Below are 25434 nucleotides of genomic sequence, written 5' to 3'. Positions count from 1 at the left end.
ACCACAGGCAGGCACCGCAGGCACACGAAGGGATCTGTATCTCCCATGTACGCAGCATCGTCCTCCGTGTCCGCCCCGCCCCGGCCGCTGCGTCCCCGCCCCACCGGCGGCGGGCCGTACCTCGACCCGGTGGCGCGTCCGGGCGGACCGGTACCGGTCGCGGGCCGGCCGCGGCGGGTCCCGGGGCAGCCCGGTACCCAACCGCTCAGCGGGAGACTCGACTTGTCCGGTCCCCAGGGCGCGCAGTTGCGCACCGCCATCGCCTCGGTGCACCGGATCTGTCCGGAGTTCTCTCCAGTGCAGGTGCTGCGGCGCAGCGGACGGTCCGTCCTTCTGGTCGGGACGACAGGGCGGAGCACGGCCGTCGCCAAGTGTCTGCTGGACCACTCGCCCGCCTGGGCCGAGCGGAGCCGGCACGAAATAGCCGCATACCGCTCGTTCGTCCGGCACCGGCCTCCGGTCCGCGTGCCCCGGCTGATCGCGGCGGACCCGGACAACTGCACCCTGGTGATCGAGCGGGCGCCGGGCCGTGTGGCGGCGCTGCAGCGGCATCCGGTGGAGGCGCCACCGCGCGCGGACATCCGGGCCGCGCTCGGCGCACTGTGCCGGCTGAACTCCTGGCGGCCCCCGGCAGGCACCTTCGAGATGCCCCTGGACTACGGCGCCCGGATCTCCCGGTACCACGAGCTGGGTCTGCTCACCGACCGGGACCTCGGCGACCTGCAGAAACTGCTGCACGGCATCGCCCACGAGGTCGGCCGCCAGGGCATGCTGCAGTTCTGCCACGGCGACGCCCTGCTGTCGAACATCCTTCTGTCACCGGCCGGTCCAGTGCTGGTGGACTGGGAGCACGCGGGCTGGTATCTGCCGGGGTACGACCTGGCGACCTTGTGGCTGGTCCTGGGGGACGCGCCGGTGGCCCGGCGGCAGATCAGCCAGATCGCCCAGTCGGCGGGCCCGGCCTCCCGGGACGCCTTCCTGGTCAATCTGATGCTGCTGCTGACCCGGGAGATCCGCAGGTACGAGACGGCCGTGCAGCGTTCGATGCACGATACGGCCCCGGCGGCACCGGGCCTGGCCCACCCGGGTGCTGCGCCGTCCGGCGAGGAACAGCGGCTGCTGCTCAGGCGGCTGCACGACGACTGCCAGATGGCCCGCAAGGCCGTCCGCGCGGCGGTCGGCACTCGCTGACGGGGACGAAGGTCCGCGGTGCGCCAGAGCGGCGGCGCACCGCGGACCTTCGTATGCCCGGTCGCGTTCGCGCGCGCCCGCTGTGCAGACGCGGTGCGCACGTCCGCTGTCCGTGCGCGTTGCGCACACGCGCGCGAAGTGGCCACTGGTGTACGCCAGTGACGCCGCGCAGGCCCACGCACCGCCGTCGCGAAACTCGCCGAAAACCCCTCCGTGACGTGGGAAATCACCGTCCTGAAGGCATCATTGACGGATCGTCGGCCAGCCGGTACCACTGACCCAGCTCGGCGCCGCACGCCCCGCCACGCCCGCCCGTCTCAGGAGGCCGCTTTGCGAGGTTCCGCCACGCACTCCCCGTCCATCCACGGCCACAGACAACTGCGGCGGGCCGCCGGCCCGTTGGCGTCCGCGGCCCTGCTGCTGCCGCTGCTCGGCGCCGCCCCCGCCCAGGGTGCCCCCGACTCCTCCGCGCACCGGCTGCAGCAGGCGTTCGCCTCCGCCGCGGCCGAGTACCACGTGCCGCAGAGCGTTCTGCTGGCCGTCTCCTACCTGCAGTCCCGCTGGGACTGGCACGCGGGCGCGCCGAGCGTGAGCGGCGGCTACGGCCCGATGCACCTCACGGACGCCCGGACCGCGATCGCCGCCACGGAGCATCTCGCCGAGGGCGCGGAGGACGCCCGCGGTGACGGCTCCCGCGCCGCCCTGCACCCGGACGTCAGGGTGCCGGCCGAGTCCGCGCTCCCCGCCCGGCTCAAGACGCTGGCGAAGGCCGCGCGGCTGACCGGCCGGCCGGCCTCGGACCTGCGCACCGACCCGGCGGCGAACGTGGCCGGCGGCGCCGCCCTGCTCGCCGCCGCGCAGAAGCAACTGGGCGAGCCACTGAGCGCAGACCCGGACGACTGGTACGCGGCGGTGGCCCGCTTCTCCGGCGCCGACGACACGGCGACCGCGGCGGCGTACGCCAACGACGTGTACGACATCCTGCGCACGGGCGAGGAGCGCACCACGGACGACGGCCAGCTGGTCGCGCTCGCGGCCCAGCCGCGGCTGACCGCCGACACCGCCCAGTTGCGGCGAGCGGGCCTGGGCACACTGCCGACGGACGGCATCGAGTGCCCGGGCTCGGTGTCGTGCGAGGCGGTGTGGGCGCCGTACGCCCAGTTCGGGAACAACGACTACGGCAACCACGACCTCGGCGACCGCCCTGTGTCGCAGCCCATCAAGTACATCGTCATCCATGACACGGAGGGCACCTGGGACGGGGTGCTGAACCTGATCCAGGACCCGACCTATGTGTCGTGGAACTACACCGTGCGCTCCACTGATGGTCTGATCGCCCAGCACGTCAAGGCGAAGGACGTGGCCTGGCACGCGGGCAACTGGGACATCAACGCCCGGTCCATCGGCATCGAGCACGAGGGCTTCCTCGCCAACCCGGACGCCTGGTACACGGAGGCGATGTACCGGTCCTCGGCCCGGCTGGTGAAGTACCTGAGCCGGAAGTACGACATCCCGCTGGACCGGCAGCACATCCTCGGCCACGAGAACGTGCCCGGTCCGACCGCGTCAACGATCCCCGGCATGCACACGGACCCTGGCCCGTACTGGGACTGGCGGCACTACTTCCAGCTGCTGGGCCACCCGTTCAGGCGGACCGCCGGCAAGCGGTCGGGGCTGGTGACGATCCTGCCGGACTACACCTCGAACCAGCCGGCGTACACGGGCTGCACCACCAAGGGCGAGCTCTGCCCGGCGCACGGTTCCGGTGAGGTGCGGCTCTACTCGGACCACGACGTGAACGCGCCGCTGATCAAGGACATCGGCATGAAGGCGGACCCGACCATCGACGTGAACGACCTGTCCTCCCGGGTCTCCACCGGTCAGCAGTACGCGGTCGCGGACCGCTGGGGCGACTGGACCGCGATCTGGTACCTGGGCCAGAAGGCCTGGTTCCAGAACCCGCGCCAGGCTCCGACGGCGGTGCCCGCCAAGGGGCTGGTGATCACGCCGAAGGAGGGCCTGGCGAGCGTCCCGGTGTACGGCAGGGCCTACCCGGAGAAGGAGGCCTACCCGGAGGGCGTCCCCGTGCAGTCGGTCGTGCCGCTGCCGTACACGATCCCGGCCGGGCAGACGTACGTGGTCGGTGACGAGGTGCCGGGCGAGTACGACTACTCGGCCACCTTCACCACCGACTCGCACCGGGTCGTGATGGGCAAGGACCTGTACTACGAGATCCAGTACGGCCACCGGGTCGGCTTCGTCCGCGCCGCGGACGTGACCCTCGAAGGCGCGGCCCACTAGCCGCGCGCGAAGGGCCTCAGCCCTGCTGGAAAAGCTCCGCCGGGAGCGGCTTCAGCAGGGCGTACAGGTCGTCGGTGATGGGGCGGTCCCAGGCGGCGATGGTGACGAGGACGCCGTCGCTGCGGTCGAACTGGACGCAGGAGACCCGGGACTCGGACAGCTTCAGCCGCCGCACGATGAGGAGGTTGTCGCCCTGGAGGACCGGGGTGTCCTCGACGCCGACGACGGTGACCTCCTCGTCGTTCTCCAGCGCCAGCAGCAGCTGGCCCACCTCGAAGGGGATCTCGTCCTCGGCGACCTCCCGGGCCGGGGAGCCCTCCGGGAGGTTGCCGATGATCATGGCGGGGCCGCGGCCGCCGAAGAGGTCGTAGCGCAGGAAGACACCCTGGCAGGTGCCGTCGGGCGCGGGCAGCAGGCCCGCGCCGAGGTTGCCCGGCCAGTCGCCCGGGTCCATGGCCAGCACGTCGAAGTCGGGTCCGGCGGGGGTGGCGCTGCGGCGGCGGAGGAACGACATGCGGCCATGGTACGTGCCCGCGCTGCCGTGGGTGGCGTGCGGGCGCCCGGGCGATCCGCCAGGCAGGGCCTAGTCCAGAGGGCAGCTGGTGAGCAGGGTGGCCGGGGTGGCGCCGGCCGGGCGTGGGACGGTGTGGTCGGCGGGCGGGAGGGCGGTGCCGGACAGCCAGCGTTCCAGTGCCGTGAAGGCCGAATGGTGGCAGGGCACCATCGGGCGCAGCCGGTCGGGGAAGGCGTCGACCAGGGAGTCGGTGTGCGTGCCGTCCTGGATGCGGTAGTAGCGCAGCAGGTTTCCGCGTCCGGCCGTGCGGACCATGCGCGCGTAGACGTCGGAGTCCTCACTGATCGGCAGCAGGACGTCGAGGGTGCCCTGGAGGGTGATCAGCGGTTTGCCGATGCGTCCGGTGAGGGCGATCCGGTCGACCGCGCGGTGGACGGCCGCCGGGCGGGCCGCGTAGTCGTAGTCGGCGTCGCAGCCGGGTGTGCCGGAGCGGCAGAACGGGGTGCCGGCCTCGGTGGTGCCGTCGTAGCCGGGGTCGAGTTCCTCGCGGTAGACGCGCTGGGTGAGGTCCCAGTAGACCCGGTAGTGGTACGGCCACAGGAACTCCGAGCCGGCTGGGAAACCGGCGCGGTGCAGGGCGGCCTGGGCCCGGGCGGCTCCTGGTCCGCCGGCGGCATAGGTGGGGTAGTCGCGCAGCGTGATCGGCAGAAAGGTGAGCGGGTGGGGGCCGGGGGTGCGCCAGAGGGTGCCTTCCCAGTCGACTCCGCCGTCGTACAGCTCGGGGTGGTGCTCCAGTTGCCAGCGGACGAGGTAGCCGCCGTTGGACAGACCGGTGGCGATGGTGCGGGCCGGGGGCCGGTGGTAGCGCTGGGCGACCACGGCGCGGGCCGCGCGGGTGAGCTGGGTGAGGCGGGTGTTCCATTCGGCGATGGCGTCGCCGGGCCGCCGGCCGTCGCGGTAGAACGCGGTGCCGGTGTTGCCCTTGTCGGTGGCGGCGTAGGCGTAGCCGCGGGCGAGCACCCAGTCGGCGATGGCCCGGTCGTTGGCGTACTGCTTCCGGTTGCCGGGGGTTCCGGCGACGACCAGGCCGCCGTTCCAGTGGTCGGGCAGCCGGATGACGAACTGGGCGTCGTGGTGCCAGCCGTGGTCGGTGTTGGTGGTGGAGGTGTCCGGGAAGCAGCCGTCGATCTGGATGCCGGGGACGCCGCTGGGCGTGGGCAGGTCCTTGGGGGTGAGACCGGCGTAGTCGGCCGGGTCGGTGTGGCCGGAGGCCACGGTGCCGGCGGTGGTCAGCTCGTCCAGGCAGTCGGACTGTTGACGGGCGGCGCCGGGCACCCGGAGCTGGGTGCGGCCTGCGCAGTGCTCGTCCGGTGTGCCGGTGGGGGCCGCCGTCGCCGGGGTGGTCAGGAGCAGACAGGCGGCGGTGAGCGACAGTGCGTGGAGAACGGCTCGGCGTGAGGGACGTCCGGGCGGTGTGGTGGGCATACGGGTTCCTCCGGCGGTGGGTGGACGCGCTGGAGGCTAGGGGTGTTGTAGGTGTGCGGAACATGTGTGGGGCCGCCAGGACGGCGGCCCCCGCAACGGTGTCGGACAACACCATGCCCGGGTGTGGCTGACCTTCTGTCAGGGGCAGCCGTTGTCGGCGATGGTGTAGAAACCCGTGGGTGACTCCTTCAGTGTGTGGGTGACGAACGTGTTGTACAGGCCCATGTTCTGCTGGGACCCCTTGGCGTAGGTGGAGCCGCCGCTGGTGGTGGCCCGTCCGGCCTGTACCTGGGCGTAGTTGCTCGCCGTCCAGCAGGCGGCGCCGCTGCCACCCCCGGTGCCGCCGCTGCCTCCGCCGCCGCCCGGATCGGAGGTGTCCAGGCCGAAGAACCGGGCGATCCAGTAGCTGGAGCAGATCGAGGCCGGGAAGTAGGGGGCGCCGGTGCTGCCGCACTGCTGGGTGCCGGTGCCCGGGTCCACCGGGGTGCCGTGGCCGATGCCGGGGACCCGGTCGACCTCGACGGCGACCGTGCCGTCGGGGGCCAGGTACTGGTCCTGCCGGGTGGCGTCGGGGCCGATGTTCGTGGTCCGGGTCGGGGTCTGGGCAAGGCCGTGCAGGGCCGTCCACTGGTCGCGCAGCTCCGTGGCGTTGCGCGGGACGACGGTGGTGTCCTGGTCGCCGTACCAGACGGCCGCGCGCGGCCATGGCCCGGTGTACGACGGATCGGCGTCCCGCACCCGCTGGGCCCATGCGTCGGGACTGAGGTCGACGCCCGGGTTCATGCAGGTGTAGGGGCTGTTGTCCCGGGTGCAGTCGTAGGGCAGGCCCGCGACGACGGCTCCGGCGGCGAAGACGTCGGGGTAGGTGGCGAGCATGACGGCGGTCATGGCTCCGCCCGCGGACAGACCGGTGACGTAGACCCGCCGGGGGTCGGCACCGTAGGCGCTCACGGCCTGGCCCGCCATCTGCCGGATGGAGAGCGCCTCGCCCTGTCCGCGCCGGTTGTCCGTGGTCTGGAACCAGTTGAAGCACTGGCTCGGGTTGTTGGCGGTCGTGGTCTGCGCGAACACGAGCAGAAAGCCGTCCCGGTCGGCGAGTTGGGGCAGGCCGGAGTTGTCGGCGTAGACCTGTGCGCTCTGGGTGCAGCCGTGCAGGGCGACCACGACCGGCGGATGAGCGGGCAGCGACGCGGGCCGGTACACGTACATGGTGAGGGCGCCCGGGTTGGATCCGAAGTCGCTCACCTCGGTGAGCCCCACGGACGCCCGGGCGGCGGGCAGCGGGCCGGCGAGCGCGGTGCCGAGGACGACGGCGACGACGGTGAGGAGACGGGGCAGCAGGCGGGGCAGCAGGCGGGCACGGGGCGGCGCTCCGGGCGGCTTTCTGAACATGCGCAGGGGCATGAGCGGCTCCTTTGGCGGACACGTGTCCCGGCCGCTCGTGCGCGGGCGGCGCCTGGAGCGCCGGGCGTGGCGGAACCGTACGAACCCCTATGGCCCGGCACCATGGTGCGGGACACCACAGCCGCGTCCGTGCGGCTCGGCACCGGACGCATTGCGGGGCGCCGTACGGTCTGCTAGGCGGCCGCGGCCCCCTGCCCGCCTCACTCCTGCGGCGGTTCCGGCGGCACCACCGCGATCGGGCAGGCCGCGTGCAGCAGGACGGCCTGGGTGACCGAGCCCATCATGCGGGCCGGGGCGAGCAGGCGTCGCCGGTGCCGGCCGACCACGACCAGCTCGGCGTCCTTGGAGGCGGCGACGAGCCGGCCGGCCGCGTCGCCGGGCAGCGCCTCGGCGTCGGCGCGGACCTGGGGGTGCTGCTTGCGGTGCGGGGCGAGGTGGCCCTCGGCGAGGACGCGGGTCTCGTCGGCGAGGATGTCCTGGTCGACCTGGGGCGGCAGGATCTGGCCGGGTGCGGACCAGGTCTGCGCCGGCCACGGGTAGGCGGCGATCACCTGGACCCGGGCCTCACGCACAGCGGCCTCGGCGAAGGCGAGGGCCAGGGCGCCGTCGTCGGGGCTGTCGACGTGCAGACCCACGACCACCCGCGGCCCGGGCTCGGCCGGCCCGTCCCCGTGCACCTGCCGGTCGGGCCGGGGTACGACGACCACCGGGCACTCGGCGTCCCGGGCGGCGGCGAGGCCGTTGGAGCCGAGCAGCAGGCTGGCGAAGCCGCCGCGGCCGCGGGAACCGAGGACCAACAGCTGGGCGTCCGTGCCGAGTTCGGGCAGGACGGCGCCCGGGACGCCCTCCAGGGCGACGTACTCCACGCAGGGCTCCGCGCCGCGGTCCGCGAGCCGGGCGTGCACGTCGTCCAGCACCGGATCGCCATCCGCCTCCGGCGGCCCGGCGACCAGCACGTCGGCCTGGCCCCAGGCGGCGTACTGCCGTACGTGCACCACCCGCAGCGGTGCGGCGCGACGGCGGGCGGCGTCGTAGGCCCACTCCAGTGCGCGCAGGCTGTCGTCCGAACCGTCGACCGCGGCGATGACGGGTGCAGTGCTCATCGTTCCTCACCTTTCGGAACACGACCTTCCCCTTGCTGGAACCAGCCTGACGCAGGCGTCGGTCCCGGCGGGGTCCTGCTGGTCGCGTGTCCGGAAATCGGCGTGGAACACCCCCGGTTCGGCTGTCGTAGGCCGTGCGGCGCCGGGCGCTCGGGGAAGGATCAGGTGAGGTCGAACTCCCCTTCCCGGGCTCCGGAGACGAAGGCGCCCCATTCCGCAGGTGTGAAGATCAGGGATGGGCTCTCCGGACGGCCGCTGTTGCGCATCGCGATGAAGCCCTCGACAAACGCGATCTGGACATCGCCCAGCCCCCGGCTGCTGGACTGCCATTCGGCGTTGCTGAGGTCGAGGTCCGGCTTGTCCCAGCCCACGAGCGGCTGCTGCTGGATGGTGCTCTCGGCCACGTCCGTGCTCCTCCCGGTTCGTCGTCCGCGGGCCAGCCTAGCGACCGCTCACGATGCTCAACAGGCCACGTGGGAAGGACTTTCAGGAGTCCGGGGGCCGCGCTCCCACGAGCCACATGGAGAAGAACTGGGAGCCGCCGCCGTAGGCGTGTCCGAGCACCTTGCGGGCGCCGTCCACCTGGTGTTCCCCGGCCTGGCCGCGGACCTGGAGGGCGGCCTCGGCGAAGCGGATCATCCCGGAGGCGCCGATGGGGTTGGTGGAGAGCACACCGCCCGACATGTTGACGGGCAGGTCCCCGTCGAGTTCGGTGACGCCGGACTCGGTGAGCTTCCAGCCCTCGCCCTCGGCGGCGAAGCCCAGGTTCTCCAGCCACATGGGCTCGTACCAGGAGAACGGCACGTACATCTCGACGGCGTCGATGTCCCGGCGCGGGTCGGCGATGCCAGCCTGGCGGTAGACGTCGGCTGCGCAGTCCTTGCCGGCCTGCGGGGAGACGAAGTCCTTGCCGGCGAACAGGGTCGGTTCGCTGCGCATGGCGCCGCCCAGCATCCAGGCCGGCGGGCGGGGCGCGCGGGCGGCTCCGGCGCGGTCGGTGAGGATCATGGCGCAGGCGCCGTCGGAGGACGGGCAGGTCTCGGAGTAGCGGATGGGGTCCCACAACATGGGTGAGGCCTGGACCTTCTCCAGTGTGATGTCGTGCTCGTGGAGGTGGGCGCAGGGGTTCTTCAGGGCGTTGCGCCGGTCCTTGTAGGCGACGAGGGAGCCGATGGTGTCGGGGGCGCCGCTGCGCCGCATGTAGGCGCGCACATGGGGGGCGAAGAAGCCGCCGGCGCCGGCGAGGAGGGGCTGCTGGAAGGGGATCGGCAGGGAGAGACCCCACATGGCGTTCGACTCGGACTGCTTCTCGAAGGCGAGGGTGAGGACCGTGCCGTGGACCCGGGCGGCGACGAGGTTCGCGGCCACCAGCGCGGTGGACCCGCCCACCGAGCCGGCGGTGTGCACCCGCAGCATGGGCTTGCCCACGGCGCCGAGCGCGTCGGCGAGGTACAGCTCGGGCATCATCACGCCCTCGAAGAAGTCGGGCGCCTTTCCGATGACGACGGCGTCGATGTCGGCCCAGCTCAACTCGGCGTCCGTGAGCGCGCGTTGGGCGGCCTCCCGGACGAGTCCGGCGATCGACACGTCCCGGCGGGCGGCCACGTGTTTGGTCTGGCCGACGCCTACGACGGCCACGGGCTCCTTGCTCATCGTGGATCCCCTTCGAGTACGGCGGCCAGGTTCTGTTGCAGGCAGGGACCGGAGGTGGCGTGGGCGAGGGCGCGGTCGGAGTCGCCGCGATGGATACGGGCGGCGGCCTCGCCGATGCGGACGAGTCCGGCGGCCATGACGGGGTTCGCGGCAAGCGCCCCGCCGGAGGGGTTCACGCGTACGTCGTCGCCGAGGCGGAGCGCCCTGCGCAGGATGACCTCCTGGGCGGTGAACGGCGCGTGCAACTCGGCTGTGTCCACCGGCCGTTCGAAGGCGCCGGCCTTCTCGGCGGCCAGCCGGGCGGACGGTGAGTCGGTGAGGTCGCGGACGCCGAGGCCGTGTGCCTCGATGCGGTGGTCGATGCCGCGGATCCAGGCGGGCCGTGCGCACAGTTCACGTGCCCGCTCCCCCGCAGCGAGGATCACGGCGGCGGCTCCGTCGCCGACGGGCGGGCAGTCGCCGGTGCGCAGCGGTCGTACGACGTAGTCGCCGTGCGGGAGTTGGCCCTTGAGCTGGGCGTGCGGGTTGGCGGTGGCGTCGGCACGGCTGCGGGCGCCGACGGACGCCAGCGCGGGCTCGTCGGTGTGGCCGGCATCTATGAGGGCCTGTGCCTGGAGGGCGGCCAGGGCTATGGAGTCGGGCCACAGGGGGGCCACGTAGTACGGGTCGAGCTGGCGGGTCAGCACGTCCCGTACCGAGCCCGGTGAGCTCTTGCCGTAGGAGTAGACGAGCGCGGTGTCGGCGTCGCCGGTGAGCAGCTTGGTCCAGGCCTCGTACAGCGCCCAGGCGCCGTCCATCTCGACGTGCGACTCGGAGATCGGCGGCCAGGCGCCCACGCCGTCGAGGGCGACGGTGAAGGAGAAGGCGCGGCCGGCGAGGTAGTCGCTGGAGCCGGAGCAGGTGAAGCCGATGTCGGCGGTCTTCAGGCCGGTCTGCGCGAGGACCTGGTGCAGGACCGGCATGAGCATCTCGACCTCGGAGGACTCCTCGGTGGAGCGCCGGTGGTCGGTCTGGGCGAAGGCGACGACGGCGATGTCCCGGACGGCGGGGGCTTCTTCGCTGGTCACAGCAGCTCCTTGTACGTCTCGTAGTCCGCGTCGGGCTCGCCGGTGGGCCGGTAGTGGCCGGGGTGGCGGGCACCCTCGGTCCACACGGGCTCGACGCGCAGGCCCATGCGCACCTGGTCGTAGGGGATGCCGCCGATCCGAGCGTGCAGGGCGAGGTCCGCGCCGTCGAGGGCGATGTGCGCGTAGACGTAGGGCACCTCGATGTCGAGGTTCCTCGCCTTGATGTTGACGATGCAGAAGGTGGTCACTGTGCCGCGAGGACCCACTTCGACCTGCTCCGCTGTGGCCACGCCACATGTGGGGCACGCACCTCTCGGCGGGACGTACACCTTGCGGCAGGAGGGGCAGCGTTCGCCGACGGTCCGCTGCTCGGAGAGGGCGTGGATGTAGGCGGACTGGGCGCGGCCGGGTGAGTAGGTGTAGTCGAGGCGGGCCGGGGCGACGATCCCGGTGAGCGGGTCCTCGAACTCGCCCGTGTGGCGGCCGGGTTGTCCGGGTTCTCCGTCGTACGGCTCGAAGCAGGCGATGTCGGTGATGGTGCCGGTGGGCTCCTCGGCCCAGCGGATGCGCACCCGCATGCCGGTGCGGACGGCGTCGGGGCCGGGGGCGTCGAGGGCGTGCAGCAGGGCGGTGTCGGCGCCGTCGAGCCGGACCAGGACCCAGGCGAAGGGGGTGTCGAGGGGCTGGCCGCGGCGCGGTTCGTGGTTCCACGCCCAGGTGGTGACCGTGCCCGTGGGCGCGACCTCCACCAGGTCGCGGATCTCCTCGGCGGTGGCGGGGTCGTACTCGACGGGCGGCACGAGGGTGCGTCCGTCGCCGGTCTGCACACCGAGCACGACGCGTTCGCGCAGGCCGGTGAGGAAGGCGCTCTGGACAGGACCGAGAGAGCGGGTGAAGGGGAATTCGACGACGAGGGGGGCCTGGAGGACTTCGGGCATCTGGCGGACTCCTTCGGCGGGTCAGGCGCGCTTGTAGTCGGGGGGCCGTTTCTCCGCGAAGGCGCGGGCGCCTTCCTTGGCGTCGGCGGTGTCGAAGATCGGCCAGCCACGCGCGAGTTCGGCCGCGAGTCCTTCGGACTCCGCCATCTCGGCGGTCTCGTACACCGACGCCTTGACGGCCTCGACGGCGAGCGGGCCGCAGGCGTTGATCTGCTCGGCGATCTCCAGTGCCTTGCCGAGCGCGGTGCCGTCGGGGACGACATGGCCGATCAGGCCGATGTCCGCGGCTTCCCGGGCGCTGTACGGCCGTCCCGTGAGCAGCATCTCCAGGGCATGGGTGCGCGGGATCTGCCGTTGCAGCCGTACGGTGGAGCCGCCGATCGGGAACAGGCCGCGCCTGACCTCGAACAGGCCGAAGGTCGCGGACTCGCCCGCGACCCGGATGTCGGTGCCCTGGAGGATCTCGGTGCCGCCCGCGACGCAGTACCCCTCGACGGCGGCGATCACCGGTTTGCGGGGGCGGTGGTGGCGCAGCATCGCCTTCCAGTGCAGGTCGGGATCGGCCTTGAGCCGGTCGCGGTGGTGCTCGCCCTGCATGCCGTTCCCGGCCAGCGCCTTCAGATCCATTCCGGCGCAGAAGGAGCCGCCTGCGCCGGTGAGCACGATCGAGCGGATCCCGTCGTCCTCGTCGGCCTTGAGCCAGCCGTCGTACAGGCCGACGAGCATCGGCAGCGACAGCGCGTTCCTGGCGTCGGGCCTGTTGAGTGTGAGCACCAGTGTGGCGCCCTCGCGCCGCACGGTGAGGTGTTCCGTCCCGCCCATGGGCTTGCCTCCCCTCGGTGAGAACGAGAACAGGTTGCAGTAGGCGGGGAGGCACTTCAAGGGTTTTCTGACAGGTAGTCAGATTTATTGGTGCGGGGCCTTCACAGTTGCGGCGCCGTTTGCTCTGATGACCGGCGAAGCGATGGTTCTCACCTTTCTTCGTCAGGGCTGCCGGGGTCAGGAGGAGCGGTGGAGTACAACCTTGCCGACCTGTTCGAGTCGGTCGTCGACGTGGTCCCGGACCGCGAGGCACTCGTGTACGTCGACCATCCCGGTACCGGTGCGGAGCGCCGGCTGACGTACGCGGAGCTGGACGCGGCCGCCAACCGCGTCGCCCACCACCTCCTCGACAGCGGGATACACCCCGGGGAGCACTTGGGCCTCCATCTCTACAACGGCGTCGAGTACCTGCAGACGGTACTGGCCTGCCTGAAGGCGCGGATCGTTCCGGTCAACGTCAACTACCGCTATGTCGAAGAGGAGTTGGTGTATCTCTACCGGGACGCCGACCTCGTCGCGCTGGTCTTCGACTCCGAGTTCGCGGACCGGGTGGCGGGCGCGCTGCCGCGGGCACCGAAGCTGCGGCATCTGCTGCGGGTGGGCCCGGGGGCGGCCGCGGTGCCCGGGGCGGTGGCGTTCGCGGACGCGGAGTCCGCCGGTTCGCCCGGGCGGGGCTTTCCGGCCCGCTCCGGGGACGACCAGTTCATCATCTACACCGGCGGCACGACCGGGATGCCGAAGGGCGTGATGTGGCGCCAGGAGGACCTCTTCTTCGCCGGGCTGGGCGGCGGGGCGCCCACCGGAGAGCCGGTGAAGACGCCGGAGGAGCTGGCCGAGCGGGTCGCCGCCGGCGGCTTCGGCATCACCTTCTTCCCCACTCCCCCGTTGATGCACGGCACGTCCACGCTGACCGCGTTCATCGGCTTCAACTTCGGCCAACGCGTCGTCGTGCACCGCAAGTTCGTACCGGAGGAAGTGCTGCGCACCGTCGAGAAGGAGAAGGTCACCAGCATGTCGCTGGTCGGCGACGCCATGCTGCGGCCGCTGATCGACGCGCTGAGCGGGCCGCTCAAGGGTACGGACTGCTCGGCCCTGTTCAGCGTGTCCTCGTCGGGCGCGATCATGTCGGAGACGGTGCGCCGGCAGTTCCGGGAGCTGGTCCCGAACGCCATGCTGCTCAACAACTTCGGCTCCTCCGAGTCCGGCTTCAACGGTACGGCGACGGAGGACTCGGGCCCCGAGCGCGGCTTCCGCCTCAGGGTCAACTCCCGTACCCGCGTGGTGGATCCGGCGACGCACGCGCCGGTCGCCACGGGCGAGACCGGCCGGGTCGCCCAGTGCGGTCATGTCCCACTCGGCTACTACAACGACCCGCGGAAAACCGCCGAGACGTTCTTCGAGAAGGACGGCCAGCGCTGGGTCCTGCTCGGCGACATGGCGACGGTCGACGAGGACGGCGTGGTCACCGTGCTCGGCCGGGGTTCGCAGTGCATCAACAGCGGAGGCGAGAAGGTCTACCCGGAAGAGGTCGAGCAGGCACTCAAGGCGCATCCGGACGTGTACGACGCGCTGGTCGCCGGGGTGCCGGACGCCACCTGGGGCAACCATGTGGCGGCCGTCGTGCAGCTGCGCCAGGGAGCGGCGCGCCCCTCGCTCGCCGACATCCAGGGCCACTGCCGTACCCGGCTGGCCGGTTACAAGATTCCCCGCCAGCTGGTGATCACGGACTCCATCCAGCGGTCCCCGAGCGGCAAGGCCGACTACCGGTGGGCACGGGAGGTGGCGGTGGCGGCCGACCAGCGGTGACGCCCGGGGTGCCGCACCGCCCCCACCACCCGGTAGCACTACTGTGTGCGCACGATCGACGCCGTTCAACTACGTTGGGTGACTGTCGGTCGGTCGAGTTGTGCCGGTCCCGGCCTTCCGCACCGGCACCGGGCCACGCACGGAAGGATCTCCGGGTGTCTCATCACACGCCTAGTCACCTGCCGGGAAACGCAGACGAGACGGACAGCGGCCCGGCGGGAGCCGGGGATCCCACGACGGCCGGGGAAGCGGAGCCGGCCCCAGCCTCCGGCCGGCCCGGCAGGCGCACGCGTGTCGTACGGAGCCTCGCCGCACGGGCCGGGCTGCTCAGCGGGCGGAGTCGCATCGCGCGGGGCCTGGCGGTACTGGCCGGGCCGCCCGGCAGACGCGCCCGCATCGCGCGGTGCGCTGCCGTGGGCTCGGCCGTCCTCGCCGTCGCCCTCCTGCTCGCCGCGCTCCTGCTGCCGAACCAGCCGGACCGGCTCACCCCGGCCGCGTTCGCGCGTCTGCCGGCCGAGGGCATCCTGCTCGCCGCCGTGCTGCTCGTGCTGCCGCCCCGGGCGCGGCGGGCCGGGGCCGCGGCCATCGGCGTACTGCTCGGCCTGCTCACGCTCCTCAAGTGCCTGGACATCGGCTTCCATTCGGTGCTCTACCGCCCCTTCGACCTGGTTCTGGACTGGGGCCTGCTGGGCAACGCGGCGGACTATCTCCGGGACACCTCCGGCCGCACCGGCGAGCTGGGCGCCATCGCGGGTGCCCTGCTCCTCGCGGTCACCGTGCTCGTCCTGACCGCGGGCGCCACGGTCCGGCTGAGCACGGTGATGGCCCGGCACCGCGCCCGGTCCGTCCGTGTCGTCCTGGTGCTGTGCACCGTCTGGACCACCTGCGTCGTGTTCGGCCTGCAGTCGGGCGGCAGACCCGTCGCCTCGACGCTCGACGCCGGCCTCCTCCACGAGCGCGCCCAGCAGGTCCGCGTCTCCCTCGCCGACGCCCGGCTCTTCCGGCGCCAGGCCGCCCGCGACGCCTTCGCCCACATGCCGCCCGGCCGGCTGCTGACCGGCCTGCGCGGCAAGGACGTGCTGTTCACGTTCATCGAGAGCTACGGCCGTTCGGCGATCGAGGACCCGACGATGGGTCCGCCGATCGACACCGTCCTCAAGCAGAGCACCGCCTCGCTCGGGGCCGCCGGATTCCGGGCCCGCAGCGGCTGGCTGAGCTCGCCGGTGACCGGTGGCGGCAGCTGGCTGGCCCACTCGACGTTCCTGTCCGGACTGTGGATCAACAACCAGCAGCGGTTCCGCAGTCTCACCTCCAGCGACCGGGCGACCCTCACCGGCTCCTTCCGCAGGACCGGCGCCTGGCGCACGGTGGGGGTCGTGCCCGGGGTGCTGGTGGCCTGGCCGGAGGGCCGGTTCTTCGGCCTGGACCACGTCTACGACGGCCATCACCTGGACTACCACGGCCCGGACTTCGGCTGGTCGCAGGTGCCGGACCAGTACGCCCTGGAGACGTTTCAGCGGCGGGAGTTCGGCAAGCGGGGCCGGGGTCCGCTGATGGCGGAGATCATCCTCACCTCCAGCCACTATCCGTGGGCGCCCGTGCCCCGCATGGTCGACTGGGCGTCGCTGGGCGACGGCTCGGTCTTCCAGCAGATCAGACGGGTCGGCAAGACCGAGAAGGAGGTCTGGGGCAACCCGGAGAGCGTACGCGCCGAGTACCGCACCTCCATCGAGTACTCGCTGAACAGCCTCGTCGGGTTCCTGCGGCGTTACGGCAACCCGAACACGGTCCTCGTCTTCCTGGGCGACCACCAGCCCGTGCCGACCGTCACCGCGAACAGCCCCCACAAGGACGTGCCGGTCACGATCGTCGCCCACGACCCCAAGGTGCTGGACCGGATCTCCGGCTGGGGCTGGACGGAAGGCCTGAAGCCCGCCGCCAACGCTCCCATCTGGGGGATGGACAACTTCCGCGACCGGTTCCTGAGGGCGTTCGGGCCGCAGGGGCACTGAGTTTCAGGGGCACTGAATCCGCCGGTGATGCAGGTCATCGGTCGAGGAACTCCCGCACCAGGCCGAGGAACTCCGCCGGGCGGGACTCGTGCACCAGGTGCCCCGCATCGAGGGTCACGAGCGCGGCGCCCGGGATCAGGGCGGCGAGCTGCGCGACCTGGTCCTGTGGGATGAGGCTGGTGGGGCCGCCCCCGATGACCAGCGTCGGCATGGTGATCCGGTCCATGTGGTCCCACCACACAGGATCGGGCGCGTTGCGCTGTGAGTCGGTGCCCCGGACCATCGCCCAGTCGAACGGCAGCTCTCCGGCGGGCCGTTCGGCGGGCGGCCGGGGCGGGTCGAGCGGCACGGGCGCGCACACGTCCTCCAGCACCAGACGTCGTACGACCCCTGGATGCCGCTGCGCCAGCAGGTAGGCGACGATGCCGCCCAGCGAATGGCCCACGACATCGGTGCTGTCGTGGCCGAGGGTGGCCAGCAGGGCATGGATGTCGTCGCTCATCGCCTCGGCCCGGTAGTCCCCCGGCCAGTCGCTGTGTCCGTGGCCGCGCAGGTCGGGGGCGTACACCCGGTGGGGCCGCGGGGGTGCCGCGAGCCGCTCGGCGATCGCTGTCCAGTCCGCGCCGTCGGCGCCGCGGCAGTGCAGCAGCAGGACCGGCGGGGCGTCCACCGGGCCCCAGGTCCGGCAGGCCAGCCTGATGCCGTTCGCGTTGATGGTGTGCACAGCCGTGGTGTCCATACCGGGCAAGCTAGCCGGGTTGCCTCGTCCATGACCCTCTACTCTGCCGAGGGCAGAACGGCGTCCGCCGGCCCGTCGAGGAAGGCGAGGACCCGCTTCCGGAACCACTCCGGGTCGTCGAGCCAGGGGTAGTGACCGGCGCCGGGCTGGACGGTGAACTCGGCCTTCGGGAAGACCGCGGCGGTGCGGCGGGCGAGGTCGGGGCAGGGGCCGCCGTCGATTCCCCCGGCGTGCACGAGGACCGGCGCGGTGAGCGCGGCGAGGGCCGTCCGGGTGGCGTCCGGCGTGAAGGCGCCGTCGGCGAAGTAGCGCTCCCCCGCCTCCTCGTTGGTCTGCTCCGGTTCGGCGTCCGTGTGCGCCCGGGCGACCTCGTCCCAGCGGCCGTGGAAGAACGGCAGGAACACGTCGTCGAAGTCCGCCTCGCCCGCCAGCCAGGCCCGGAAGGCGGGGTACGCCTCCGCGAACCACGGCTCGTCCGCGCGCAGCCGGGCCGCGGCCAGCCGGTCCTCGGGGGTCACCCGCATACCCAGGGCGGACGGGTTGGGCGTGATCAGCAGCAACCGCCGGACCCGCTGCGGGTGGCGGGCCGTATAGAGCATGGCCAGAGCGGCGCCCGCCGAGTGGGCGAGCAGATCCATGTGCTCCAGACCCATGTGTGCGCGCCATACCTCCACGTCTTCGACCATCCGGTCGCAGCGGTATGTCGCCGGGTCCGCCGGCACCGCGGAGTCGCCGGTGCCCCGCAGGTCCAGCAGGGCCAGACGGCGGTGCGCGGTCAGCCCGCCGAGGTCGCCGAGGTAGGCGGAGGCGCGCATCGGGCCGCCGGGCAGGACGACGAGGGGCTCACCGGCACCCCGAAGGTGGTAGGCGAGCCGGGTGCCATCGGGCGCGTTGAAGGCGGGCATGGTTGTGATCATGTCGGCCCGCAGCCCGGCGGCGCAACGCATTACCGGCCGAGGCGGGAGCGCCGCGCCGCACGGGGCGACGGACCGGGGCAGAAAAACCACGCAGCCCCCTTGCCTGGAGCCGCATCGCCTGAATTACTGACGACGAACGGAACGACCGAATGATCGGTCGTCCGGAATGTGAGGACGGCGAGGGAGACGAACGCGATGGCGGATGCGACGGACCTGCTCGACGCGGGCGAGCGGCTCGGACCCGAGGAGCTGCGGGAACTCCAGCTGGAGCGGCTGCGCACGTCGCTGCGGCATGCCTATGACCACGTGCCGTTCTACCGGGAGTCCTTCGACAAGGCCGGTGTCCGCCCCGAGGACTGCCGTTCCCTCGCCGATCTGGCCCGTTTCCCCTTCACGACCAAGGCCGACCTCAGGGAGAACTACCCGTACGGCATGTTCGCCGTGCCGCGCGAGCGGATCCGCCGGCTGCACGCCTCCAGCGGCACCACCGGGCGCCCCACAGTGGTCGGCTATACGGACAACGACCTTTCCATGTGGGCCGACATGGTGGCGCGGTCGATCCGGGCGGCCGGCGGGCGGCCCGGCGATATCGTGCATGTGGCGTACGGCTATGGGCTGTTCACCGGCGGTCTGGGCGCCCACTATGGTGCCGAGCGCCTGGGCTGTACGGTCATCCCGGCCTCCGGCGGTATGACGGGCCGGCAGGTGCAGCTGATCCGTGACCTGGGACCGGCCGTCATCATGGTGACCCCGTCCTACATGCTCACACTGCTGGACGAGTTCGAGCGGCAGGGCGTGGACCCGCGCGGCACCTCGCTGCGCGTGGGCGTCTTCGGGGCCGAGCCCTGGACCCAGCAGATGCGGCACGAGATCGAGGAGCGGTTCGCGATCGACGCCGTCGACATATACGGGCTGAGCGAGGTGATCGGCCCGGGTGTGGCCCAGGAGTGCGTGGAGACCAAGGACGGGCTGACGATCTGGGAGGACCACTTCTATCCGGAGGTGGTCGATCCGATCACGGGTGAGGTACTGCCGGAGGGGGAGCCGGGCGAGCTGGTGTTCACCTCGCTGACCAAGGAGGCCATGCCGATCGTCCGGTACCGCACCCGGGACCTGACCAGGCTGCTGCCTGGTACGGCGCGGGTGTTCCGGCGGATGGAGAAGATCACCGGGCGCACTGACGACATGGTGATCCTGCGCGGGGTCAATCTGTTCCCGACCCAGATCGAGGAGATCGTGCTCCGCACGTCCGGTGTGGCGCCCCACTTCCAGCTCCGGCTGACCCGGGAGGGCCGGCTGGACCGGCTGACCGTCCGGGCCGAGGCCCGCCCGGACGCGGGCCCGGAGACGCGGGACGCGGCGGCCCGGTCGATCGTCGCGGCCGTGAAGGACGGCATCGGGGTGTCCGTGGACGTGGAGATCGTGGAGCCGGAGTCGCTGGAACGGTCGGTCGGCAAGATCCGCCGGATCGTGGACCTGCGGCAGCGCGACGCCGGGTAGGGCCACCAGCACCCCGGCTCGCCCTCGCCCGCCCGGGACGCACTGGAGCACGCCACTTCCCCGACCCTGGACCGGATAGACGACTACGCCGGAGCCTCGCGCCGTCCCCTCTTCCTGGACATCCCACACCCAGGCACCCGACGCCGGTGCCCGATGGACACCTGCCACAACCGCACCAAGAAGGAGGCGCCGCGCCGCAAGACGGACGGTTGACTGAGCGTCGCGGGACCGACGGTTGACCGGGGTCGTATCGACGTACCTCGAAACGTCGCCGCGGTCCTATACTCCGAATCCATGAAGGACACCGCCCCCATCCCGGACCCGGACCTGGTCAACGCGCTGCGGGCGCTGTCCAATCCGATGCGGCTGCAGATGCTGCGCTGGCTGCGCGAGCCCGAGCGGCACTTCCCGATGGAGGCGGCCATCGCCGATCCTGCCGAGGTGGGTGTGTGCGTGAGCCACATCCAGGCCAAGGCGGGCCTGGCCCAGTCGACCGTGTCGGCCTATATGGCGGAACTCCAGCGCGCGGGCCTCGTCCGGGCCACCCGCGTGGGCAAGTGGACCCACTACAAGCGGGACGAGCAGCGCATCGCCGACCTGGTCGCGGAGCTGGGGCAGACACTCTAGAACCCCACCTCACCATTCCCCTCGGACTCACCCTTGCGGTTCATATCGAGATTCTGCGATATTTCGATTGAGTGATTCGATCGACCTTGCGAGGGAGTACGCCGATGGACCTCGGCACGTTCGGGATCTACACCTTCGACTTCGAACACCAACCGGCCGCGCGGATCCGGGAGTCGGTCCAGGAGCTGGAGGAGCTGGGCTGGCGGGCCGTCTGGATCCCGGAGCTGCTCGGGCGGGACGCGTTCACGCACGCCGGCCTGCTGCTCGCCGCCACGCGGCGGCTGAGCGTCGTGAACGGCATCGCGCGGATCTGGTCCCGGGAGGCCCGCTGGACGCACGGCGCCGCCCTGCTGCTCGCGGACGCGTATCCAGAGCGGCATGTGCTCGGCCTGGGCTTCGGCGGGCAGCCACGCCCGGGGGTCAAGCCGCTCGCCGCGATGGCCACGTACCTCGACGAGCTGGACGCCCTGGAGACTCCGAACCCCCGCCCGGCACAGGCCGTCCGGCGGCTGCTGGCGGCGTACGGCCCGAAGATGCTGGAACTGGCCCGCGACCGCGCGGACGGGGCGCAGACCTACCACGTGAACACGGCCCACACCGCGCAGGCGCGGGAGATCCTCGGTCCGGACGCCTTCCTGGCCGTCGAGCACACGGTGCTCTTCGAGACCGACCCGGGCCGGGCCCGCGCCCTCGCGCGCGAGCACCTGCACGGCTATCTCCAAACCCCGTACAACCTCGCCAAGTTCCGTCGGCTCGGCTACACCGACGACGATCTCTCCGGCGGCGGCAGCGACCGGTTCGTGGACGACCTGGTGTTCTGGGGCGACCCGGACACGGTCGTACGGAAGCTGCACGGGCAGGTGGCGGCGGGTGCCGATCATGTCGCCGTCCAGGTGATCGGCGTGGCGCCGGGCGAATCGGCGCTGCCACAGTGGCGGTTGCTGGCCGACGCGCTGCTGCCGTCGAAGACGGCTGGCGGCCTCGGCTAGCCGCTGAAGCGGTCGCGCAGTTCGCGCTTGAGGATCTTTCCGCTGGCGTTGCGCGGCAACTCGGCCACGAACAGCACCCGCTTGGGCGCCTTGAACGGCGTGAGCGTGTCCTTCACATGCGCGATGAGCTGATCCTCCGTCACCTCGCCGCGCGGGACGACGACCGCGGTGACCGACTCGATCCACCGCTCGTCGGGCAGGCCGATCACGGCGGCCTCGGCGACGGACTCGTGGGTGTACAGGGCGTCCTCGACCTGGCGCGAAGCCACCAGGACGCCACCGGAGTTGATGACGTCCTTCACCCGGTCCACGATCGTGAAGTAGCCGTCGGCGTCGCGCACCGCGAGGTCGCCGGAGTGGAACCAGCCGTCCCGGAAGGCCTCGGCGCTCTCCTCGGGCTTGTCCCAGTAGCCCTCGCACAACTGCGGTGAACGGTAGACGATTTCACCGGGCGTGCCATCGGGTACGTCCTTGCCGTTGTCGTCCACGACCCGTGCGTCCACGAACAGCACGGTCCGGCCGCAGGAGTCCAGTCGGCCCTCGTGTTCGTCGGGCCCGAGCACCGTGGCCAGCGGGCCGATCTCGCTCTGCCCGAAGCAGTTGTAGAAGGAGAGCCGCGGCAGGCGTGCGCGCAGCCGCTCCAGGACCGGGACGGGCATGATCGACGCACCGTAGTAGGCCTTGCGCAGGCCGTCCAGGTCCCGGGTGGCGAAGTCGGACCGGCCGGCCAGGCCGATCCACACCGTGGGCGGCGCGAACAGGCTGTCCACGCGGCCCGCCTCGACGAGGTCGAACAGCCGGTCCCCGTCGGGCGCGTCCAGGATGATGTTGGTCGCGCCGACGGCGAGGTACGGCAGCAGGAACACGTGCATCTGGGCCGAGTGGTACAGCGGCAGCGCGTGGGCCGGCCGGTCGCCGGCGCTCAGGTCGAGGGCGGTGATGGCGCTCAGGTACTCGTGCACGAGGGCGCGGTGGGTCATCATCGCGCCCTTGGGCAGGGCGGTCGTACCGGAGGTGTACAGCAGTTGCACCAGGTCGTCGGTGCGGGGTTCGGGCCCGTCGTACGGCGGCGCGTCCGCGAGCCGGGCGAGGAGCGAGCCCTCGGCGTCCCGGAGCGGCAACACCCGTACGCCGTCAGGGAGTCGGCCGGTGAGGGCCGGGTCGGCGAGGACCAGGGTGCTGCCGGACTGGCCGACCAGGTACGCCAGGTCGTCCCCGGTCAGGTTCTGGTTGACCGGCACATGGACCAGGCTCGCCCGTGCGCAGGCGAGGAAGGCGATGAGGTAGGCGTCGGAGTTGTGGCCGTAGGCGCCGACCCGGTCGCCGGGGGTGAGGCCCTGGGCGAGCAGCACCGAGGCCGCGCGGGAGACCGCGTCGTCGAGTTCCTCGTACGTCCAGCGGCGCTCGCCGTACTCCACCGCGAGGCGGGCCGGGGTGCGCCGGGCACTGCGCCGCAGCACCCCGTCGACCGTGCTGCCGTGTCCCTGGGTCATGACTCATGATCCTCGGTCCGGCACGGAGACAGGTCAAGCACCCGGGAGGCGCGTACCCGCACCACCCGGAAGAACATCCCGTCGCCGCCCATGTTTTCGATGCATTGAGCATCAACGGTCGTTCGCCGAAGGCAACTTCTGCCTCCGCGTGCTTCTGTGCGCCCCTTTGGAGAAAGGTTTTTGGAAACCGAGCACCGTTCAACTTGGGCAGGAAATGTTGCGGGCACCAAGTCCGTAGCAGTTCGTGCATTTCATGTGTCACGTTGGGCAGGAGGTATCCATGAGCCGTGCTGTGCCTGAACACAAACGAACGTGGACGACAGGTACTGCTCCCGGCATATTCCCACTCCTCGGCCACGGTATCGCCTTCTACCGCCGGCCGCTGGCGTTTCTGAATTCTTTGCCCGCGCACGGGGATCTGGTCGAAATACGGTTGGGCCCCCAGCGCGCCTGGATGGTGTGTCACCCGGAGCTGACCCACGAGGTGCTCATGGATCCGCACACCTTCGACAAGGGGGGCCCGCTGTACGACAGGCTCGGGAAGCTGATGGGCGACGGTCTCGTCACCTGCCGCCAGCCGACCCACCGGGACAAGCGCAGGCTGCTGCAACCCGGCTTCCGCCCCTCCCACGTCGCCGCATACACGGACCTCGTCACCGAAGAGGCCGCGTCGGTGTCGGACACATGGCCGGTCGGCCGGACCGTTCCCGTCACCGAGGCGATGATGACCCTGACGACCCGCGTGATCAGCCGGGTCCTTCTCTCCGACGCGCTGGACGACGCGACGACCGCCGAGGTGCGGGACTGTCTCACCGAGGTCGTCCGTGGCCTCTTCGTCCGCACGGTCGTACCGATCGACGCCCTGTTCCGCCTCCCCACACCCGCCAACCGCCGCTACCGGCGCGCGCTCTCCCGCCTGCACGCCATCATCGACACCGCGATCGCGGAGCGCCGCGGGGGCGCCGACCGCGACGATGTGCTCGGTACGCTGCTGGCGGCCGCGCGCGGCGACGGCGGCGGGGCGGCGATCACCGACCAGGAGGTCCACGACCACCTGATCACGCTGCTGCTCACCGGCGTCGAGGCCCCGGCACTGTGCCTGGCCGACGCCTTCAGCCTGCTCGCCCGCCATCCGGAGGCGGAGCACCGCCTGCATGCCGAGCTGGACGCCGTCCTCCCGGGCGGCCGACGGCCCGGCCCCGACGATCTGCCGCACCTCGTCCAGACCCGGTGCGTCGTCTCCGAGACGCTGCGCCACTCGTCGCCCGGCTGGCTGTTCACCCGGGTCGCCACGAGGGAGACGGAACTCGCCGGGTGCCGGCTGCCCGCGGGAGCCACGGTTCTGTACAGCCCTTACCTTCTGCACCACGATCCCTCGTCGTTCCCCGACCCCGAGCGTTTCGACCCCGACCGCTGGTTGCCCGGGCGGCCCACGGCCGCACAGCGCCGCGCGCTGATTCCGTTCTCGGCGGGCAACCGGAAATGCCTCGGCGACGAGTTCGCCATGGTGGAGGCCACGCTGGCGCTCGCGACGCTCGCGGGGCGCCGACGGCTGCGGCATCTGCCCGGGTACGTCGAGGAGATACCTCGCCCCGGGATCACGATGGGACCGCGTGCACTGGTCATGGCCTGCGAAGCCCGTTCGGCCGCCCCGTCCTCCGCCACCTCACTCACGCCTCGAACGGTGGCCGCCCCTGGCGCATCGGATTCCCGAACGGCAGGTGACCACGTTGTCGACAACACATGAGGAAATCACTCTCGGTGTACGCGAAGCAGCGCCGGTCCCCACCCTCAGGGACCTGATCGACACCAACCTCCACATGCCCTTTCCTTTCCAGTGGAACCCGTGTGAATCCGAGGCCGCGGCCGGCGTCGAGGCCTGGCTGAGCAGGTGGGGACTGACGCGCGAACCAGGTGTGGCGGCGATGATCGCCCGCACTCGCCCCGCCGAACTCGCATCCCGCACCAGCCCCACGGTGGATCCCGGCCTCCTCCAGATCGTGGCCAATCAGATCGCCTATCAATTCGTCTTCGACGACCGGGCGGAGGACCTCGGTCGGCACTCCCCCGGCCGGCTGCTGCCCATGCTGTGCGAGAGCATCGCGATTCTGCGGGACGGTCTACCGCCCAGCACTGCCCTCGGAGCGGCTCTTGCCGATCTCCACCGGCAGGTCCGGGCACGGTGCACACCCGCGCAGGCCGCGCGGTGGGCTTGGAAGAGCCGCGAGTACGTACACGGCCTCCTGTACGAAGCGGTGGCCCAGGCCCAGCCCTTCCTGTTGCGGACCGGAGAGTGCACCTCCATACGGTCGCTGACCGCCGGCGTCGAGCCTTTCTACCCGCTGTACGAGGCCGCCCAGCCATGGGAACTCGGCGCTGCCGAACTCCACAGCCCCGTCGTACGGCGGCTGAGCCGGCTGTCGGCCGACGCGGCGGTGTGGACAGCCGACCTGTTCTCCGCGGCGAAGGAACAGCGCGCGGGCGAAATGATCAACCTGGCCCTGGCCCACCAGCGCGAACACCGATGCTCTCTGCAGGCCGCCGTCCTCCTGGCCGTCCAGCAGATCAACGGCACGATCAAGGAGTTCCAGAAGCTCTACTTGGAAATCGAACCGGAGTTGAGCCCCGCGGGCGTCGGCTACGTGGGGGGCATGATCGGCTGGATCAGAGGATGCTACGACTGGTCCCGCACTGTGCCGCGCTACGCGGATGCGGCGTCAGTGCCCGCCGTGCCGTAAAGGCTCCAGGCGCGCTCCGGCGGCAGCGCCACCGCGAGGTGCCCATTCGGATCTCGTACCCGGCGGAGCGGGCATTCTCCCACTCTCGATTCATGATTCATCCTATGGTGCTCAATCCGGCCTGCCGCTCCTCAA

General features: G+C 71.5%; 21 protein-coding genes. 9 read left to right on the top strand and 12 right to left on the bottom strand.

All coding sequences use genetic code 11. From position 1 onward, the window contains the following. The first annotated feature begins 45 nt into the window (after positions 1 to 45). Both AV521_RS05780 and AV521_RS05775 read left to right on the top strand, forming a co-directional pair. A complete protein-coding gene (locus AV521_RS05780; RefSeq protein ID WP_076084342.1) occupies positions 46 to 1191 on the top strand; it encodes an aminoglycoside phosphotransferase family protein in 1146 nt (381 codons plus the stop codon). Between the two features lie 330 nt (positions 1192 to 1521). Further along, entirely contained in the window at positions 1522 to 3492 is a 1971-nt protein-coding gene (locus tag AV521_RS05775) for an N-acetylmuramoyl-L-alanine amidase (protein ID WP_076084339.1), read from the top strand. 16 nt (positions 3493 to 3508) lie between these two features. Here the strand turns inward: AV521_RS05775 and AV521_RS05770 are convergent, their stop codons facing one another. The 9 genes from AV521_RS05770 to AV521_RS05730 form a co-directional block, all read right to left on the bottom strand. Then, on the bottom strand, positions 3509 to 4006 hold the full coding sequence (locus tag AV521_RS05770) for a hypothetical protein (RefSeq protein WP_076084337.1): 498 nt from the start codon (positions 4004 to 4006) through the stop codon (positions 3509 to 3511). A 69-nt stretch (positions 4007 to 4075) separates the two neighbouring features. After that, the gene (locus tag AV521_RS05765) at positions 4076 to 5491 is read right to left on the bottom strand and encodes a 3-hydroxybutyrate oligomer hydrolase family protein (protein ID WP_076084335.1); all 1416 of its coding nucleotides are present in this window, start codon (positions 5489 to 5491) and stop codon (positions 4076 to 4078) included. Between the two features lie 138 nt (positions 5492 to 5629). Further along, positions 5630 to 6895 (bottom strand): PHB depolymerase family esterase, encoded by a 1266-nt coding sequence (locus AV521_RS05760; RefSeq protein ID WP_076084333.1) that lies wholly within the window; start codon positions 6893 to 6895, stop codon positions 5630 to 5632. Between the two features lie 200 nt (positions 6896 to 7095). Then, positions 7096 to 7998 carry a universal stress protein gene (locus tag AV521_RS05755; RefSeq protein ID WP_076084331.1) on the bottom strand — a complete coding sequence of 301 codons (903 nt, stop codon included), beginning with the start codon at positions 7996 to 7998 and terminating at the stop codon, positions 7096 to 7098. Between the two features lie 161 nt (positions 7999 to 8159). Then, complete coding sequence (locus AV521_RS05750; protein ID WP_076084329.1) at positions 8160 to 8402, bottom strand: DUF397 domain-containing protein; 243 nt, start codon at positions 8400 to 8402, stop codon at positions 8160 to 8162. Positions 8403 to 8484: 82 nt separating this feature from the next. Then, entirely contained in the window at positions 8485 to 9651 is a 1167-nt protein-coding gene (locus AV521_RS05745) for a thiolase domain-containing protein (RefSeq protein WP_076084327.1), read from the bottom strand. Continuing rightward, positions 9648 to 10718 (bottom strand): thiolase domain-containing protein, encoded by a 1071-nt coding sequence (locus tag AV521_RS05740; protein WP_076084325.1) that lies wholly within the window; start codon positions 10716 to 10718, stop codon positions 9648 to 9650. The genes AV521_RS05745 and AV521_RS05740 overlap by 4 nt, the downstream gene beginning before the upstream one ends. Next, entirely contained in the window at positions 10715 to 11656 is a 942-nt protein-coding gene (locus AV521_RS05735) for a Zn-ribbon domain-containing OB-fold protein (protein ID WP_076084323.1), read from the bottom strand. Before AV521_RS05735 ends, AV521_RS05740 begins: the two co-directional genes overlap by 4 nt. A gap of 21 nt (positions 11657 to 11677) precedes the next feature. Then, on the bottom strand, positions 11678 to 12478 hold the full coding sequence (locus AV521_RS05730) for a crotonase/enoyl-CoA hydratase family protein (RefSeq protein ID WP_076084321.1): 801 nt from the start codon (positions 12476 to 12478) through the stop codon (positions 11678 to 11680). A gap of 189 nt (positions 12479 to 12667) precedes the next feature. On the opposite strand from AV521_RS05730, the gene AV521_RS05725 reads away from it, so the two are divergent. Then, positions 12668 to 14284 carry an acyl-CoA synthetase gene (locus AV521_RS05725; protein WP_076084318.1) on the top strand — a complete coding sequence of 539 codons (1617 nt, stop codon included), beginning with the start codon at positions 12668 to 12670 and terminating at the stop codon, positions 14282 to 14284. A gap of 413 nt (positions 14285 to 14697) precedes the next feature. Continuing rightward, positions 14698 to 16296 carry a sulfatase gene (locus AV521_RS05720; RefSeq protein WP_076084315.1) on the top strand — a complete coding sequence of 533 codons (1599 nt, stop codon included), beginning with the start codon at positions 14698 to 14700 and terminating at the stop codon, positions 16294 to 16296. A 34-nt stretch (positions 16297 to 16330) separates the two neighbouring features. Here AV521_RS05720 and AV521_RS05715 read toward each other — a convergent pair whose 3' ends face one another. After that, a complete protein-coding gene (locus AV521_RS05715) occupies positions 16331 to 17035 on the bottom strand; it encodes an alpha/beta fold hydrolase (RefSeq protein ID WP_076084312.1) in 705 nt (234 codons plus the stop codon). A 38-nt stretch (positions 17036 to 17073) separates the two neighbouring features. Further along, complete coding sequence (locus tag AV521_RS05710; protein WP_179022858.1) at positions 17074 to 17940, bottom strand: alpha/beta fold hydrolase; 867 nt, start codon at positions 17938 to 17940, stop codon at positions 17074 to 17076. A gap of 207 nt (positions 17941 to 18147) precedes the next feature. Between AV521_RS05710 and paaK the strand changes: the two genes are divergently transcribed. The 3 genes from paaK (at position 18148) to AV521_RS05695 (ending at position 21068) form a co-directional block, all read left to right on the top strand. Continuing rightward, a complete protein-coding gene (paaK, locus tag AV521_RS05705; protein ID WP_076084309.1) occupies positions 18148 to 19452 on the top strand; it encodes a phenylacetate--CoA ligase PaaK in 1305 nt (434 codons plus the stop codon). A gap of 294 nt (positions 19453 to 19746) precedes the next feature. Beyond that, positions 19747 to 20079, top strand: coding sequence for a helix-turn-helix transcriptional regulator (locus AV521_RS05700; RefSeq protein ID WP_076084306.1), 333 nt, complete (start codon positions 19747 to 19749; stop codon positions 20077 to 20079). 104 nt (positions 20080 to 20183) lie between these two features. Next, a complete protein-coding gene (locus AV521_RS05695; protein ID WP_076084303.1) occupies positions 20184 to 21068 on the top strand; it encodes a TIGR03620 family F420-dependent LLM class oxidoreductase in 885 nt (294 codons plus the stop codon). Here the strand turns inward: AV521_RS05695 and AV521_RS05690 are convergent. After that, positions 21065 to 22561 carry an acyl-CoA synthetase gene (locus AV521_RS05690; RefSeq protein WP_076084300.1) on the bottom strand — a complete coding sequence of 499 codons (1497 nt, stop codon included), beginning with the start codon at positions 22559 to 22561 and terminating at the stop codon, positions 21065 to 21067. The two genes, AV521_RS05695 and AV521_RS05690, sit on opposite strands and share 4 nt — an antisense overlap. Positions 22562 to 22814: 253 nt before the next feature. On the opposite strand from AV521_RS05690, the gene AV521_RS05685 reads away from it, so the two are divergent. After that, positions 22815 to 24308: a cytochrome P450 gene (locus AV521_RS05685; RefSeq protein ID WP_305965143.1), complete on the top strand. Its 1494-nt coding sequence runs from the start codon at positions 22815 to 22817 to the stop codon at positions 24306 to 24308. Between the two features lie 73 nt (positions 24309 to 24381). Then, entirely contained in the window at positions 24382 to 25299 is a 918-nt protein-coding gene (locus AV521_RS05680; protein WP_305965142.1) for a (-)-alpha-amorphene synthase, read from the top strand. The last annotated feature ends 135 nt before the right edge of the window (positions 25300 to 25434 follow it).

This window comes from Streptomyces sp. IMTB 2501 (assembly GCF_001953885.1).
Lineage (GTDB): Bacteria > Actinomycetota > Actinomycetes > Streptomycetales > Streptomycetaceae > Streptomyces.
This window is presented reverse-complemented; position numbering and strand designations above follow the sequence as displayed.

Coding starts and splice junctions, on each gene's coding strand:
- AV521_RS05685 (WP_305965143.1), top strand. CDS start 22,815: ATGTGTCACGTTGGGCAGGAGGTATCCATGAGCCGTGCTGTGCCTGAA.
- AV521_RS05690 (WP_076084300.1), bottom strand. CDS start 22,561: ATGACCCAGGGACACGGCAGCACGGTCGACGGGGTGCTGCGGCGCAGT.
- AV521_RS05680 (WP_305965142.1), top strand. CDS start 24,382: ATGCCCTTTCCTTTCCAGTGGAACCCGTGTGAATCCGAGGCCGCGGCC.
- AV521_RS05745 (WP_076084327.1), bottom strand. CDS start 9,651: ATGAGCAAGGAGCCCGTGGCCGTCGTAGGCGTCGGCCAGACCAAACAC.
- AV521_RS05780 (WP_076084342.1), top strand. CDS start 46: ATGTACGCAGCATCGTCCTCCGTGTCCGCCCCGCCCCGGCCGCTGCGT.
- AV521_RS05765 (WP_076084335.1), bottom strand. CDS start 5,491: ATGCCCACCACACCGCCCGGACGTCCCTCACGCCGAGCCGTTCTCCAC.
- paaK (WP_076084309.1), top strand. CDS start 18,148: ATGGCGGATGCGACGGACCTGCTCGACGCGGGCGAGCGGCTCGGACCC.
- AV521_RS05730 (WP_076084321.1), bottom strand. CDS start 12,478: ATGGGCGGGACGGAACACCTCACCGTGCGGCGCGAGGGCGCCACACTG.
- AV521_RS05755 (WP_076084331.1), bottom strand. CDS start 7,998: ATGAGCACTGCACCCGTCATCGCCGCGGTCGACGGTTCGGACGACAGC.
- AV521_RS05760 (WP_076084333.1), bottom strand. CDS start 6,895: ATGCCCCTGCGCATGTTCAGAAAGCCGCCCGGAGCGCCGCCCCGTGCC.
- AV521_RS05735 (WP_076084323.1), bottom strand. CDS start 11,656: ATGCCCGAAGTCCTCCAGGCCCCCCTCGTCGTCGAATTCCCCTTCACC.
- AV521_RS05770 (WP_076084337.1), bottom strand. CDS start 4,006: ATGTCGTTCCTCCGCCGCCGCAGCGCCACCCCCGCCGGACCCGACTTC.
- AV521_RS05695 (WP_076084303.1), top strand. CDS start 20,184: ATGGACCTCGGCACGTTCGGGATCTACACCTTCGACTTCGAACACCAA.
- AV521_RS05710 (WP_179022858.1), bottom strand. CDS start 17,940: ATGCCCGCCTTCAACGCGCCCGATGGCACCCGGCTCGCCTACCACCTT.
- AV521_RS05715 (WP_076084312.1), bottom strand. CDS start 17,035: ATGGACACCACGGCTGTGCACACCATCAACGCGAACGGCATCAGGCTG.
- AV521_RS05700 (WP_076084306.1), top strand. CDS start 19,747: ATGAAGGACACCGCCCCCATCCCGGACCCGGACCTGGTCAACGCGCTG.